We start from the raw sequence: 15341 nt of genomic DNA, 5'->3' as shown, positions 1-15341 counted from the left end.
CTGCAAAGGCGGTGGGTCGAGGATGCGCCGGGTGTGGAAACCTGTTGCAGGCCGGATGCCTTCCAAGGCGCACGCGCCACCCCGACAGGCTCCCTCTGGAGCGCCGCACGGGGCCCAACTTGAGACGGATGGATAAGTTTTTGAGACGCGCTGTCGGGCGGCCCGGGATGCGCGTTGTTACTGTTTCTCCGACGGCTGCGGGGCCGGAGCGCCACCAGCGCCCTATCGGGAGGAACGCGACATGACCATGATGAACGCCGCGACGGACGAGCCCGTCGGGGACGCGCTCAAGCGGCTCCTCGCCGGTGCGGCGACGGATCCCGACCTGCGGCGGCGCCTGCTCGCCGACCCGAAGGCGGCCCTCGCCGAGTCCGGCCTGTCCGTTGCCGACGGCGTGACGGTGAGCGTGGAGGAGACGCCGCTGGCCGACGCCGCAGCGGTCCTGTCGCGCTGGACCGCCGCCTCCATCGTCCTGCCCGTGCCGACCCGGCCAGACGCCGATCCCAACGCTGGTTCCGATGGCGTTCTCACGGACGACGACCTCGACGGAGTGTCCGGCGGCGGCCCGTTCACCTCCATCATGAACGCCCTGACGCTTCTCCCGACCATCCCCATCGTGTCGTTCTTCAAGTACGGGCCCGCGTCCGTTCCCGGCGTCACCAAGGATCTGGCCGACAGCGTCGCCAAGCAGTGGCACGACAAGAGCACCGCCTGATCCGCGGCCGCCCACGCCCCAATCCCCTACGAGGAAAGCACGCCCATGCCCGCCCATCTGACGCAGTCCCAGCAGTTCATCATCGACAAGGCCCTGGCGGACGCGGGGTTCCGGCGCCGCCTGATGGCCGATCCGGCCGCGGCGATGCGCGACGCCGGCCTCGTCGTGCCGGAGAGCGTGACCTTCACCGTCCTGGAGGACACCGCGACCCACATCCATCTCGTGCTGCCGCCCCAGCTGGATGAGGGCGAGCTGTCCGATGGCGACCTCGACGGCGTCGCCGGCGGGCGCCAGGCCGCCATCTCGCCCTGGAAGCTCTTCCGGACCCGCGACGCGTGAGCCGCGGCACGGTCGGGACACGCAAGAGCCACCGGCAGCAAGGGAACCAGCCGCCATGACGGACATCGCACAGCCCTTGGACCGCGCCCTCGCGAGGGCGGAGACGGACGCCGACTTCCGGCAGCGCCTGCTGGCGGACCCCGCCGCCGCCCTGGCCGAGGAGGGCGCCGCGCCGCCCGCGGGCTGCACCGTGACCGTGGTGGCGGACACCGCGAGCCACGCGCACATCGTCCTGCCCTACGCGCCGTCGGAGAGTGGGCCGTCGGACCTGTCGGACCAGGATCTCGACGGCGTGGCTGGCGGCTTCATCCGACCGCCGTCCTGGTGGGGGGCGTGGCACGCCCAGGTTCGCGCGCGCATGCAGGCCGACCCCGCCTCGTCCGCCGCCCCCGCCGCGAACCCGCCGACCGGCCACACCGGCGGGGCGTAGGCCGGCGCCTGGCCCGGCACGGACTCTGCGCCGGCGGTCTCGAAACCTGGCTCCTGCCCCGGGGGCCACTTTGAGACGGTAGGCCAAGTTTTTGAGACGCAGCGGCGGGCAGCGCGCCGGATGCCGATGCTAGCGTTCGGACATCAGGCACGGGAGGGCACGATGAGCCAAGCGGAACTCGAACGCTTCGCCGCGGCGGTGCAGGAAAGCCCGTCCGTGTTCGACGGTTACGCGGATCTGGTGACCGCCCGGGAGATGGCCGTGCGCCTGCGCCAGGACGGCTACGACGTGACCGACGCCGAGGTCGAGGAGGCGGCGCGCAAGGGCGGCGACCTGTCCGACGAGCAGCTCGACCAAATCGCCGGTGGTCTTCCCGGGATGATCCTCGGCACCCTGGTGGTCGGCGCGGTGGCGAGCGGGATCATCCTGGCGGCCGGCGTGGGTGTGACCATCGCTGCCGCCGTCACCCAATCCAAGAGGCAAGCCGGCTAGGCCGGCGCAACATCACGGGAGCACCGGCATGAGCCACGTGGAACTGCAGCGGTTCGCCGCCGCGGTGCAGGAGTCTCCTGCGCTGCTCGACAGCTACAAGACGGCGGCGAGCCCGGCCGACCTGGCCGCGCGCCTGCGCGGCGACGGCTACGACGTGACCGACGCCGAACTCGAGGAGGTCACCCGCGCGGGCAGTGAGCTGTCCGACGACCAGCTGGACGCGGTGTCCGGCGGCTTGGTGGCCGAGTTGGCGGCCACCGCCGTCGGGATCGCCGGCCTGACGGCGCTCGGCGGCGCCATCCTCGGCATCGTGCTCGGGGCCAAGAAGGCCGGAACGATCCCCGAAACGCGCTGGGGCTGACGCCGAGAACAGGGACGCCGGTCCTCGCCAATGTCGCTGTTCCGCAAGAGCGCGCTCGACCGGCTGTCCAGCCCCGAACGGCTGGACACCGTGTTCGTCGCGGCCCCGCCGCGCACATGGATCGTCTTCGCGGCGGTGGCCCTGTTGGTCGCCGCCGCCGTCGTCTGGTCGGTCGTCGGGCGGATCCCGACGCGCATCGCCGGCGACGGCATCGTGATGAGCGCGCGCAGCGAGGTGTTCTCCGCTGCCGCCAAGGCCGCCGGCTCGCTCCTGGAGTTCCGCGTGCAGCCCGGCGAGCGGGTGGCCGCCGGCCAGACGCTGGCGGTCATCAGCCAGTCGCTCGCCGCGCGGCGGCGCGACGCGGAGGAGGCGACGCTGCGCCAGATGAAGGCCCGGCACTCCGGCCTGCTGGCCGAGGAGCACGAGCAGCGCACGCGCCGCGTGACGATCCTCGACGCGCAGAAGGCGGCGCTGGCCGACCAGCTCCGCCGCCAGCGCGAGCGGCTCGGCATCGTCCGCATGCAGGCGGCGGACCAGCGCCAGCTGCTGGAGCGCGGCTTCACCACCCGCGCCCGGGTGCTGGAGAGCGAGCGGGAGGTCAACGACCTCATCGAGCGCCTCGACGCGCTGGAGCAGAAGACGCTGTCCCTGGACGCCGAGGAGATGCGGCAGCAGGCGGACTGGCGGCTCAAGATCCTCGACCACGAGAACGACACCAGGCGCCAGGAGGAACGGCTGCGCACGCTGGAGGTCGAACTGCGGGAAAGCTCGATGGTCGAGGCGCCGGTGCCCGGCATCGTCACCGAACTGGCGGCGTCGCTGGGCGACGTGGTGGCTGCCGGCGCGCCGGTCATCCGCATCGTGCAGGAGGCGGACGACCTCGACGCGCTGGTCTTCCTGCCGCCCCTGAAGGCGAAGCAGGTCCGCCCCGGCATGAACGTCCAGGTCGAGCCCGGCATTGCCAAGAAGGAGGAGTACGGCGCCGTGCTCGGCCGCGTGCAGACGGTGTCGGACCTGCCGGCCTCGCGCGAGGCTCTGGCCGCCATGCTGCACAACGAGGATTTGGTCCGCCTCTTCATGCGCGACGGGCCGCCGATCATCGTGCGCGCCGAACTGGAAATGACCACCGGCACCACCTCCGGCCTGCGCTGGTCGGGCGGCGGCGGCCCGCCCTTCCGCATCGAGCCGGGAACGCTCGCCCGCCTCACGGTGTCGGTACGCGAACAGGCGCCGATCACGCTGGTGCTGCCCTTCCTGCGCTCACTGGTGGGGGCGTAGATGGCCGGCGCCCCGGCGCCCCGCCCGCATCCGCACCGGCGCGTCCGCACGCCGACTCTGCTGCAGATGGAGGCGGTGGAGTGCGGCGCCGCGGCGCTCGGAATCGTCCTGCACCATTTCGGGCGCCACCCGCCGCTGGAGGAGCTGCGCGTCGAATGCGGCGTCTCGCGCGACGGCAGCAAGGCGAGCGACGTGGTGCGCGCCGCCCGGCGCTACGGCTGCGAGGCGAAGGGCATGCGGCTGGAGCCGGCCGACGCCCTGGCCCGCCCATTCCCCTTCATCGCGCACTGGAACTTCAACCACTTCCTGGTGGTGGAGGGGGTGCGCGGCAACACCGTGTTCCTCAACGACCCCGCGGTGGGCCCGCGCCGCGTCACGCTGGCGGAATTCGACGCCGCCTTCACCGGCATCCTGCTGGCCATCACGCCGGGGCCGGATTTCCGGCCCGACCCGAAGCCGCCGGGCGCGCTGCGGCAGTTCGTCCCGCTGCTGCGGCAGGCCGGGTCGGCGGTGCCGCTGTCGGTGCTGGTCGGCCTGCTGCTGATCGTGCCCGGGCTGCTCATCCCCGCCTTCACCAAGGTGTTCGTCGACGACGTCCTGGTCCAGGAGAAGACCGACTGGCTGCGGCCGCTGATCGCGGTGATGCTGGCCACCGCCGTGGTCTACGGCGTCCTGACCTGGCTGCAGAAGCTGGTCCTGCTGCGCGCCCAGACGGCGCTCGCCATCGGCGCCTCGGCGCGCTTCCTGTGGCACCTGCTGCGCCTGCCCATGGAGTTCTTCACGCAGCGCCACGCCGGTGACGTCGCCAACCGCGTGGGCGCCAACGACCGGCTGGCCGGCATCGCCGCGAACCAGCTGGGCGCGGGCGTCGTCAACGCGGCGAGCGCCGGCTTCTACGCGCTGGTCATGCTGGCGCTCGACCCGGTGCTGGCGGCCGTCTGCCTGGGGCTGGGGTCGACAAACCTGACGGTCTGGCGGCTGCTCGCCCGTCGGCGGGAGGACGCCGGACGCCGGCTGGCGCAGGACCTCGGCCGCTTCGAGAGCGCCACCGTCACCGGCATCCTGGCGATCGAGACGCTGAAGGCGACGGCCACCGACGACGACTATTTCGCCCGCTGGTCGGGCCTGCAGGCCAACCACAACGCCAACCAGCGGCAGCTCGGCGCCTACGGGCTGGCGGCCAGCGCGGTCGAGCCGCTGATCGGCGGCCTCACCACCGCCGCCATCCTGGGCGTCGGCGGGCTGCGGGTGCTGGAGGGCGACATGACCATCGGCACGTTGGTCGCCTTCCAGATGCTGGTGCAGAGCTTCATGGGGCCGCTCGCCGCCCTGGTGACGGTGTTCGGTGCCGTGCTGGAGGCCAAGGCCGACCTGGCGCGCGTCGGCGACGTGCTGCGCCACCCGCGTGCCCGGCCCTTCGCAGCGCCGGCCGAGGCGCCGCCGGCCGAGGCCGCGCCGAGGCGGCTGGAGGGGCGGGTGACGCTGCGCGCGGTGACCTTCGGCTACCAGCGCTACGCCCCGCCGCTGATCGAGGACTTCGACCTGGAGGTGGCGCCCGGCGCCCGCATCGCGCTGGTCGGCGGGTCGGGCAGCGGCAAGTCGACCCTGGCCAAGCTCATCGCCGGGCTGCACCAGCCCTGGAGCGGCAGCATCCTGTTCGACGGCACGCCCATGGAGGCGCTGCCGCGCGCCACCCTCGTCGCCTCGGTCGGCGTCGTCGGGCAGGAGGTGCACGTCCTGCGCGGCAGCGTGCGCGAGAACCTGTCGATGTGGGACCCGACCGTCACCGACCGGGCGTTGGGCGATGCCCTGCGCGACGCCGACGTTCTGGAGGTGGTGGCCGCGCGGCCCCGCGGGCTGTCCGGCGCGGTGGACGAGGGCGGCGCCAACTTCAGCGGCGGGCAGGCGCAGCGCCTCGCCATCGCGCGGGCGCTCGCCCGCGACCCGTCGATCCTGGTCCTGGACGAGGCGATGTCGGCGCTGGACGCCCTGTCGGAGCAGCGCATCGACGAGGCGATCCGCCGGCGCGGCTGCACCTGCATCGTCGTCGCGCACCGGCTCAGCACCGTGCGCGACGCCGACGAGATCATCGTGCTCGACCGCGGCCGGGTGGTGGAGCGCGGCTGCCACGACGAGCTTGCCGCCTGCGACGGCGCCTACCGGCGCCTGATGGGCGGCGAGTGACGGCCATGCCCGATTCCCCCGCCACCGGCCTGGTCCGCGACGACGCGCTCCTCGCCCTGTCCGGCAACCGTCCGCTGCGGCTCGACGGGCAGTCGCGGCTGCTGCGGGTGACGGAGGGGCGGGTGTCCGTGCACGCCATCCGCGTCCGCGACGACGGCGCGCCGACCGGCACGCGGCTGCACGTCGTCACCGTCGGCCCCGGCGACACGCTGCCCGGCTGGCCGGAGGCGGGGATCGGGATCGGCCTGTTCGCCGTCGCCATCGGCGTGGCCCAGGCGGTCCCGGTGGAGCGGGCCGACGCGCCATCGAACCGCGTGGCGATGGACGGGCTGAACGCCGTGCTCGCCGCGTTCGGCGAGCACACCTCCGCCGAGGTGCCGGCCGGCGCGCACTGGATCGAACCGGGCGAGACGCTCACCGTCGACCGCCGCCGCGTGATCGTCGGCCATCGCGCCAGCTGGGCCGTGCTCGATGGGGATCCCGCGCCGCGCCTGCTGACGCCGCGCACCTGGCTCACCGTCGAGGAGGGCGCCACCGTCCGCGCGCTGACCACGGCGGATGTGCTGGCGCGCTTCGGCTGGGCGCCCATCGACGCGGTGTGCGGCGGCGCGCTGGCGCGGCTGCACGCGGAGATCGGCCGCTCCGACCGGGATGCGCGCGAGCGCATCGCGGCGCGCCGCGGCAGCGATGAGGCCGCCGTGCGCAACGCCGTGCGCGCCGCCATCGACGTGCTGGGCGACGCCGCCGACGCCGGCCCGGATCCCGCCACGGGAAGCGCGGACGCGGCGGATGCCGCGGTGCAGCGGGTGGCGCACGACCTCCGCATCCCATTGCGCCCGCTGCCCGGCGACGACGCCGGGGAACCGGACGAGGGCCTGACCACCGCGGTGCAGCGGCACGCGCGGGCGTCGGGGTTCCGCTGCCGCGAGATCGCCTTACCGGACGCGTGGTGGCGGCAGGACTTCCCGTCCTTCGTCGGCGCCTGGGGGGAGACCGGCACGCCCTGCGCGGTGCTGCGCCGGGGCGCCGGCCGCTTCGAGGCGGTGGCGGCCGACGGCGGGCGGCAGCGGGTGACGGCGGAGCTGGCCGCGCGGCTGGCGCCGGGCGGCGTCGCCCTCTACCGCACGCTGCCGGCCCGGGCGCTGGGGGTGCGGGACATCCTGTCCTTCGCGCTGTCCGGATCGGCCGCCGACCTCACGACGGCGGTGGGCCTGACCGTCGTGACGGTGCTCCTCGGCCTGCTGACGCCGGTCGCCACGGGGGTGCTGGTGAACGAGGCGGTGCCCTTCGCCGAGACGGCCAGCATCGCCCACATGGCGCTCGGCCTCGCCGGGATCGCCGTGGGCAGCGCCATGTTCGCGCTGGTGCGCGCGGTGCTGCTGCTGCGCTTCGAGGGGCGCGCCGACGCGCAGCTGCAGGCGGGCGTCTGGGACCGCCTGCTGAAGCTGCCCGCCGGTTTCTTCCGCGGCTTCAGCACCGGCGACCTGCTGATGCGCGCGCTGTCGCCGACGTCGCTGCGGCGCGTGGTGTCCGACACCCTCATCAGCAGCGGCCTGTCGGGCCTGTTCTCCATCGTCAACTTCGGGCTGATGCTGACCTACGACGGCCGGCTCGCCCTGGGGGCGGTGGCGGTGACGGCGCTGGCGGCGGTGCTGCTCGCCGGCACCGGCCTCGTCCAGCTGCGCTTCGAGCGCCGCACCGTGGAGCGGGCGGCGGAGACCTCCTCGGCGCTCCTCGACGTCCTCACCGCGCTGGCCACCGTCCGCGCCAACGGCGCCGAGGACCGCATGTTCGCCCGCTGGCTCGGCCTGTTCAGCGCGCAGCGGCGCGAGGCGTTCCACGCCGGGCTGGCCGGCGGCGCCTTCGCCGTGCTGAACGCGCTGGTCCCGCTGCTCGCCACGCTGGCCTTCTTCCTGATCGTCGCCTCGGCCGAGAAGACGGTGTCGGTGGGCGACTTCGTCGCCTTCAACGCGGCGTTCGGGCAGTTCATCGGCGCCGCGCTCGGTGTGGTGACGGCGCTGACGGCCTCGCTCGACGCGGTGCCGATCGTCAAGCGGATGAAGCCGATCCTCGACGCCGTGCCGGAGGCGACGGAGGACAAGCCGGCGGCCGGGCCGCTGCAGGGCCGCATCGCGATCAGCGGCATCACCTTCCGCTACGGCGACGGGCCGCCTGTGCTGGAGGACGTCGGCTTCACCGCCGAGCCGGGCGCCTTCGTTGCGCTGGTCGGCGCCTCGGGCTCGGGCAAGTCGACGCTGTTCCGCCTGCTGCTCGGCTTCGAGACGCCGGAGCGCGGTTCGGTGTCCTACGACGGGCAGTCGCTGGCCGACGTCGACCCGGCGTCGGTGCGCCGGCAGCTGGGCGTGGTCCTGCAGAAGGGCACGCTGCTGCCCGGCTCCATCCTGGAGAACATCGTCGGCTCCGCGCCGCTCGGCATCGACGACGCCTGGGAAGCGGTGCGGATGGCCGGGCTGGAGGAGGACATCCGCGCCATGCCCATGGGCCTGCACACGCTGCTGTCGGATGGCGCCGCCACGCTGTCGGGCGGGCAGCGCCAGCGCCTGATGATCGCCCGCGCCATCGTCCGCAAGCCGCGGGTCCTGCTGCTGGACGAGGCGACCAGCGCGCTCGACAACCGCACCCAGGCCATCGTGGCGGACAGCCTGGCGCGTCTCAACGCCACCCGCGTCGTCATCGCGCACCGCCTGAGCACGGTCGTGCACGCCGACGAGATCTGCGTGCTGGACGCCGGGCGGGTCGTGCAGCGCGGCACCTACCGGACGCTGATGGAGCAGGACGGGCCGTTCCGCACCCTGGCCCGGCGCCAGCTCATGGACGGCTGACCCCGAGGCTAAAGAACGGCCAGGGTGCGCAGCCAGGATCCGACGGTGGCGGGAAGCTGCGACATGCCGGCGGCGTACGCCGGCCGACCCTGCCGGGCGTCGCGTGGCGAGAGACCGAAGGCGGTGCGGAAGGCGCGGCTGAAGGATGTCTCCGACCCGAACCCCCATTTGTAGGCGATGTCGGCGATGCGCTGGCGCTGCCCGGCCGAGACCAGCTCGGCCATGCTGCGGGCGAGACGGCGCTGCAGGATGTAGGCGGACACCCCGCCCATCGGCTCGAACAGGCGGTAGAGCGTCGGGCGCGACATCCCGAAGGTTCGGCAGATGTCGGCCGCCCCGAACTCGGGGTCGGCGAGGTTGTCCTCGATGCAGCGCTTGATGGCGTTGAGGCGGGCGGCGTGCATCTCGGGCCGCACGAGGTCGAGCGCGTCGAGCTTCGGCCCCAGGCATCCGGCGACGAAGCCGGCCGAGCCGCGGGCCACCGCCAGCGCGTCGCGGGCGGACAGCCCTTCGGCCGCGGCGTGCAAGGATCGGATGTGGCCGCCGAGCAACGCGCCGACCGCGCTGTGGCCCGGAATCACGAGGCCGTGCAGCGCATCCGGCGCCGGCAGCAGCGGCGCCAGCATCTCGCGCGGGATGCACAGCGTCAGGTTCGCGAAGGTCCGATCGACGGTGGCGAGCGGCTGGGCGAGGTCGATCACGCAGACGTCGCCCCGGTGCACGGTGACCTCGCGCTGCCCCATGGTGCCGGCGAACTCGCCCTCCAGCATTAGCTGGACCATGTAGTGGTCGATCCCGCTGCGCGCGATCACGTGCGGCGTGCGGCTGAAGGTCTGTGTGACCGACGCGCAATGCGTCAGCAGCACGCTGCCCAGGTGGTAGGCCTCCAGCGAGCCGCGGAAGGTCCGTACGGCGGCGCCGTCGCTGACGCTCACGTCGAAGGCGGGCGACATCTGGTCGCGCCAGATCCAGAACGCCTCCTCCGGCGCCATCGCGCCGCTGTCGAAGCGGTGCACCGGCAGGGCGCCGTCCGTGGTGCTGTCGATGGTGCCGTCGGAGGTCGTCGTCATGCGTGCGTCGGGCGTCCGTATGGTCGGTTTCGCCAACCATTCGAGCACGTGCAATCCGCGCGCTGTCAAGTCGTATCGTTAAACTATAACTTGTGTTTTAGCCTTCTTCCGCCAAAACCTTGGGGAAGAAATGGGCAAACGCCAGACACCGGCGCCTGCGTTGTCGGGGAATGGTTGCCTACCAATCGACGGTCTGGTGTCCCTTGGCGGCCAGGATCACCGTGGAGACGGTGCCGGCCACGGCGAGACCCAGGCCCAGCAGGCAGCCCCCGACGATGCCGACGGCGATGAGGCTGCCTCCGGCCACGTGGTCCAGGTCTTCGTCCGTCAGGTCCCCGCCCCGGCGCACGGTCTCCTCGACTTCGGCGTCCGTGACGTCGTACCCGTCGCGGCGCATCTGCGCGGCCATCTCACCGGCGGTCGCGACCGTCCTGTAGGCGTCGAGACACACCGGCGTCTCCTGCACGGCGCTGGCAAACCGACGAAGTTCCGCTTGGCTCATGCTCCGCTCCTGTCCGGGTCCACGACGCTGAGCGCGTGATGGCCCGAGCGTAGCGGATCGGCGCCTGGAACGCTCTCCGGCCCGTCTCAAAAACTTGGCGGCGCGTCTCATTCGCCGTTCCCCGGCCCGGTGGCCGGAAGGCTATGGCCGCGGGGCATCCCGTTCCGGCAGCACGGGCGCCGGGCTGCGTTGGCTGGAGAACGGCGGCCGCCGCTGCCGACTCCCGGACCACGGCATGGCGGAGCGCCGCCACGGCCCCAGGCAAGCGGCGCTTGTTTGGGGTCGGCGAGCAGCGCCCGCCGACCCCGGCGGTTCAGTCCATCGTCGGGATGACGAAGCTGGCGCCGTCCTTGATGCCCGACGGCCAGCGCGAGGTGACCGTCTTGGTCTTGGTGTAGAAGCGCACCGCGTCCGGCCCGTGCTGGTTCAGGTCGCCGAAGCCCGAGCGCTTCCAGCCGCCGAAGGTGTAGTAGGCCAGCGGCACCGGGATCGGCACGTTCACCCCCACCATGCCCACCTGCACCCGCGCCGCGAAATCGCGCGCCGCGTCGCCGTCACGGGTGAAGATCGCCACGCCGTTGCCGTACTCGTGCTCGTTCGGCAGCCGCAGCGCCTCCTCGTAGTCGGCGGCGCGCACCACCGAGAGGACGGGGCCGAAGATCTCCTCCTTGTAGATGCGCATGGAGGGCGTCACCTCGTCGAACAGACAGCCGCCCATGTAGAAGCCGTTCTCGTAGCCCTGCATGGTGAAGTTGCGCCCATCCACCACCAGCTTGGCGCCCTCGCTGATGCCGAGGTCGACGTAGTCGCGCACCTTCTGCAGGTGCTGCTTGGTCACCAGCGGGCCGAAGTCGGCGTCGGCGTCGGTGGAGGGGCCGATCTTCAGCGACTCCACGCGCGGCACCAGCCGCTCCATCAGCGCCTCGGCGGTCTTCCGGCCCACCGGCACCGCCACGGACACCGCCATGCAGCGCTCGCCGGCCGAGCCGTAGCCGGCGCCGATCAGCGCGTCCACCGCCTGGTCGAGGTCGGCGTCGGGCATGACGATCATGTGGTTCTTGGCACCGCCGAAGCACTGCACGCGCTTTCCGTTGGCGCAGCCGCGGGTGTAGACGTACTCGGCGATCGGGGTCGAGCCGACGAAGCCGACCGCGGCGATGTCCGGGTCGTCGAGGATGGCGTCCACCGCCTCCTTGTCGCCGTTGACGACGTTGAGGATGCCCGGCGGCAGCCCGGCCTCCAGCATCAGCTGGGCCAAGCGCAGCGGCACGCCGGGGTCGCGCTCGGACGGCTTGAGGATGAAGGCGTTGCCGCAGGCGATGGCCGGGGCGAACTTCCACATCGGGATCATGGCGGGGAAGTTGAACGGCGTGATGCCGGCCACCACGCCCAGGGGCTGGCGCATGGAGTAGAGGTCGATGCCGGGGCCGGCGCCCTCGGTGTACTCGCCCTTCAGCAGGTGCGGGATGCCGCAGGCGAACTCCACCACCTCCAGGCCGCGCTGGATGTCGCCCTTGGCGTCGGCGACGGTCTTGCCGTGCTCGCGCGCCAGCAGCAGCGCCAACTCGTCGTATTCGCGCTGCACGAGGTCGAGGAACCTCATCATCACGCGGGCGCGGCGCTGCGGGTTGGTGGCGGCCCAGGCGGGCTGCGCGGCCTTCGCGTTCTCGACGGCGGCGCGCACCTCGGCCTTGCTGGCCAGCGGCACGCGCGCGGTCACCTCGCCGGTCATCGGCGTGAAGACGTCGGCGAAGCGGCTGGACTCGCCGCGCACCGGCTTGCCCCCGATGAAGTGATGCAGTTCGGTCATGGTTCCTCCCGTCTGTGTTCTTGCGAGCCCCCCGGAGGGGATGCGGTGGCGTATATTACACAGGTCGGGCGTGCGATGCGCCGTGCAAAGGTGACGCGTCCGGGTCCGGACCGCGATCTTTGACAATAGTCAAGGACCGCCCCCGATTAGCGGACCGAAATTCCTTCGCACGAGAAACATTGGCGAGGGGAGAGGCCGGTGCCGGACACTGCGGCCGGAACGGCGGAGGCGGCCGGCGTGGCGGGACCGGCGGGCGACGGCCGGCACGCGCACGCCACCATCGACGGGCTGGTCCGGCGCGGCCTGGTGGCGCTGTTCGCCATTGTGCTGCTGGCGGGCACCGCGGCGCTGCTGATGCACGACGCCGTCTCGTCGCTCGACCACACGGCCGAGGCCATCAACCTCAGCGGCCGGCAGCGCATGCTGACCCAGCGCGCCGCCCTGTTCGCCACCCGCCTGTCCTCCGCCGAGGAAATGGAGCGCACCGTCCTCCAGGCCGAGCTAACCGCGGTCCTCGACGACATCGTGCGGGCGCAGGAGGTGCTGACCGGCTCCCCGGCCGTGCTGCCGGAGGTGCGGGCGCTCTACGCCGGCGTCTGGCGGGAGGATGGCGTCTTGCACCACACCGTCGAGTCGCTGCGCCCCTTCCTGTCCGCCCAGCCGCGCGGCCTCCCGGTGCCGCGCGTCGACGGGGTGCTGGCGGAGCTGGACACCCTGACCGGCCGGGTGGTGGTGCTGGTCAACGCGGCGGTGCAGCGCTCCTGGCTGCTCAGCCTGATCGTCTTCGCGGTCATCGCCGGCACGGCGGTGGTGACCATTCCGCTCGCGATCCTGCCGCCGGCACGGCTGGTGCACCGGCAGGTGGATGGCATGACGGCGCTGGCCTCCCGCCTGGAGGCCGCCCGCGCCGAGGCCGACGAGGCGAACCGGGCCAAGTCCGACTTCCTGTCGCGCATGAGCCACGAGCTGCGCACGCCGCTCAACGCCATCCTCGGCTTCGGCCAGCTGCTGCACTGCGGCGCCTCGGCCCCGCTGACCGCGCAGCAGGCGACCTGCGTCGGCCACATCCTGGAGGCCGGGGACCACCTGCTGCAGCTCATCAACGACATCCTCGACCTCGCCAAGATCGAGGCGGGCAAGGTGCAGCTGGCGATCGAGGACGTGCTCCTGGACACCGTCCTGCACGAATGCCGGACCATGACCGAGGCGATGGCGGCCAAGCACGGCGTGTCGGTGCTGATCGAGCCGCCGGGGCCGGCGCTGGCGGTCAGCGCCGACCACATGCGGCTGCGGCAGGTGGTGCTGAACCTGCTGACCAACGCCATCAAGTACAACCGCCCGGATGGCACGGTGACGCTGGCGTGCACCGCGGCGGCGCCCGGCCGGCTGCGGCTGTCGGTGGCCGACACCGGCCCCGGCATCCCCGAGGCGCTGCGGCCGAAGCTGTTCCAGCCCTTCACCCGCCTGATCGGCGAACGCCGCGAGATCGAGGGCAACGGCATCGGCCTGACCATCGCTCGGCAACTGGTCGAGATGATGGGCGGCACGCTGGACTACACGACGGCGGAAGGGGAGGGGACGACGTTCTGGGTGGAGCTGCCTCTGGTTGGCGAGGTCTCTTCGCTCGTTCCCCACCCCAACCCTCCTCCACTCAGTGGAGGATTAGGGTGGGGGTCGGCAGCCGGCGCGTAAGCAAAAACCCCTGCGGCCATTTTAGCGATGCGGTGATATACGCTCTGCCGTATCGTGCGCGTGCTGCCGCGCTGCCGGGAGGGGTTGGGATGCGGGTGTTGCGGATCGCCGCCAAGGTTTCCGCCTGGGCGCTTGCCGCGCTGCTGGTCGTCGCCGGAGCGGCGCTGGCCGCCGAGCCCGTGCGCTTCACGCTGCTCTACGCCCACTCCACGACCGAGCTGCAGGAGCAGCAGGGGCGCGGCGGGCTGGCCCGTCTCGCCGCGGCGGTGAAGGCGGAGCGCGCGCGCGGGCAGCCGGTCTTCCTGCTGCACGGCGGACAGGCCTTCGCCCCCAGCGTTCTGTCGTTCTACGACGAGGGCGCGCACATGATCGACCTGCTGAACGACCTGCAGATCGACGCCATGGCGGCGCTGAACCGCGACTTCCATTACGGCGAGGACGTGCTGCTGGCGCGCGCCCACGAGGCGAACTTCCCCATGGTCACGTCGAACGCCATCGACCGCACCACCGGGCGCGTGCACGACGGGCTGGTGGATTCGGTGGTGCTGAAGGCCGGGCCGCTGCGCATCGGCGTTCTCGCCGCCACGCCGGCCCGCACGCGCGAGGTGGCGCGCGTCACCCGCACCGACGTACCCGATCCCGCCGTCGTGCTGGCCGCCAAGGCCAAGGCGATGCGCGCTGGCGGCATCGACCTCGTGGTGGTGCTGACGGGCAATTCCGGCGACACGCACAAGGCGGTGATCGCGGCCGGCATCGCCGACATCGTGCTCTACCAGGACCGCGGCAAGGCGTACGAGGTGGTGCACGACGGCAAGCGCCTCGCCGCTTCGGTGGACGCGCAGGCGGGCTGGGTGCTCGCCCTCGACGCGGTGGTGGTGCCGGGGGTGGGCGGCGGCAAGGCGTCGTCGCTGCAGCCGTCGCTGGCGGCGCGGTTGATCGACACCGCCGCGGTTCCGCCCGACGCCGCCATGGCGTCGCGGGTCAAGGTCTACACCGACCGCCTCGACGCCCAGCTCGGCCTCCAGGTCGGGCGGCTCGACGGCGCGCTCGACACGCGGCGCGAGGCGGTGCGCGGCGGCGAGAACGCCTTCGCCAACCAGATCGCCGACGCGGTGCGCGCGGCGCTCGACGCCGATCTGGCGCTGATCAACGGCGGCGCCATCCGCGGCGACCGGCAGTACGCCGCCGGCGCCACGCTGACCCGCCGCGACATCTTCACCGAACTGCCCTACCACGACCCCGTCGTGCTGCTGGACCTCACCGGCAAGGAGCTGCTCGACACGCTGGAGCTGGCCTACGGCGCGGTGGAGCAACTGCACGGCCGCTTCCTGCACCTCTCCGGCGCCCGCGTCACCGTCGACCTGACCAAGCCGGCGGGCCAGCGCGTCGTCGAGCTGACCATCGGCGGCAAGCCGGTGGAGCGCGAGCGCCACTACCGCGTCGGCACGCTGTCGTACCTCGCCGCCGGCAACGACGGCTACGGCCTGCTGGCGGCGGCCCCGCGGCTGGTGGGCGAGCGCGACGCCGACTTCGCCTCCATGCTGCTGATCGGCAGCGTCGCCCGCGACGGCGTGCTGAAGCCGGCGCTCGACGGCCGCATCGCGCTGCGCCGCTAGGGTCCGGCC

Annotated in this window: 13 protein-coding genes; 10 read left to right on the top strand and 3 right to left on the bottom strand. The window is 72.7% G+C overall.

The window, feature by feature from the left end:
* The first annotated feature begins 241 nt into the window (after positions 1-241).
* From ACRWK7_RS20665 to ACRWK7_RS20630, 8 genes are all read left to right on the top strand, one after another.
* Positions 242-715 (top strand): hypothetical protein, encoded by a 474-nt coding sequence (locus tag ACRWK7_RS20665; protein ID WP_431858164.1) that lies wholly within the window; start codon positions 242-244, stop codon positions 713-715.
* 45 nt (positions 716-760) lie between these two features.
* Positions 761-1054: an NHLP leader peptide family RiPP precursor gene (locus ACRWK7_RS20660; RefSeq protein ID WP_431858163.1), complete on the top strand. Its 294-nt coding sequence runs from the start codon at positions 761-763 to the stop codon at positions 1052-1054.
* A gap of 55 nt (positions 1055-1109) precedes the next feature.
* On the top strand, positions 1110-1484 hold the full coding sequence (locus ACRWK7_RS20655; protein WP_431858162.1) for an NHLP leader peptide family RiPP precursor: 375 nt from the start codon (positions 1110-1112) through the stop codon (positions 1482-1484).
* A gap of 162 nt (positions 1485-1646) precedes the next feature.
* The gene (locus ACRWK7_RS20650; RefSeq protein ID WP_431858161.1) at positions 1647-1976 is read left to right on the top strand and encodes a Nif11 family protein; all 330 of its coding nucleotides are present in this window, start codon (positions 1647-1649) and stop codon (positions 1974-1976) included.
* Between the two features lie 28 nt (positions 1977-2004).
* Entirely contained in the window at positions 2005-2337 is a 333-nt protein-coding gene (locus tag ACRWK7_RS20645; protein ID WP_431858160.1) for a Nif11-like leader peptide family RiPP precursor, read from the top strand.
* A gap of 30 nt (positions 2338-2367) precedes the next feature.
* Positions 2368-3615, top strand: a complete 1248-nt coding sequence (locus ACRWK7_RS20640; protein WP_431858159.1) for an NHLP bacteriocin system secretion protein — start codon at positions 2368-2370, stop codon at positions 3613-3615.
* Complete coding sequence (locus ACRWK7_RS20635) at positions 3616-5799, top strand: NHLP family bacteriocin export ABC transporter peptidase/permease/ATPase subunit (protein ID WP_431858158.1); 2184 nt, start codon at positions 3616-3618, stop codon at positions 5797-5799. It begins immediately after the preceding gene.
* Positions 5800-5804: 5 nt separating this feature from the next.
* The gene (locus ACRWK7_RS20630) at positions 5805-8642 is read left to right on the top strand and encodes an NHLP bacteriocin export ABC transporter permease/ATPase subunit (protein ID WP_431858157.1); all 2838 of its coding nucleotides are present in this window, start codon (positions 5805-5807) and stop codon (positions 8640-8642) included.
* Positions 8643-8650: 8 nt separating this feature from the next.
* Here ACRWK7_RS20630 and ACRWK7_RS20625 read toward each other — a convergent pair whose 3' ends face one another.
* The 3 genes from ACRWK7_RS20625 to ACRWK7_RS20615 all read right to left on the bottom strand — a co-directional run bounded on the left by ACRWK7_RS20625 (position 8651) and on the right by ACRWK7_RS20615 (position 12024).
* Entirely contained in the window at positions 8651-9712 is a 1062-nt protein-coding gene (locus ACRWK7_RS20625) for a helix-turn-helix domain-containing protein (protein ID WP_431858156.1), read from the bottom strand.
* A 178-nt stretch (positions 9713-9890) separates the two neighbouring features.
* Positions 9891-10214, bottom strand: a complete 324-nt coding sequence (locus tag ACRWK7_RS20620; protein WP_431858155.1) for a hypothetical protein — start codon at positions 10212-10214, stop codon at positions 9891-9893.
* Positions 10215-10527: 313 nt separating this feature from the next.
* A complete protein-coding gene (locus ACRWK7_RS20615) occupies positions 10528-12024 on the bottom strand; it encodes a CoA-acylating methylmalonate-semialdehyde dehydrogenase (protein ID WP_431858154.1) in 1497 nt (498 codons plus the stop codon).
* 198 nt (positions 12025-12222) lie between these two features.
* On the opposite strand from ACRWK7_RS20615, the gene ACRWK7_RS20610 reads away from it, so the two are divergent.
* On the top strand, positions 12223-13716 hold the full coding sequence (locus ACRWK7_RS20610; RefSeq protein WP_431858153.1) for an ATP-binding protein: 1494 nt from the start codon (positions 12223-12225) through the stop codon (positions 13714-13716).
* 89 nt (positions 13717-13805) lie between these two features.
* Positions 13806-15332, top strand: a complete 1527-nt coding sequence (locus tag ACRWK7_RS20605) for a bifunctional metallophosphatase/5'-nucleotidase (RefSeq protein WP_431858152.1) — start codon at positions 13806-13808, stop codon at positions 15330-15332.
* The last annotated feature ends 9 nt before the right edge of the window (positions 15333-15341 follow it).

It is taken from the genome of Azospirillum sp. (assembly GCF_050789165.1).
This window is presented reverse-complemented; position numbering and strand designations above follow the sequence as displayed.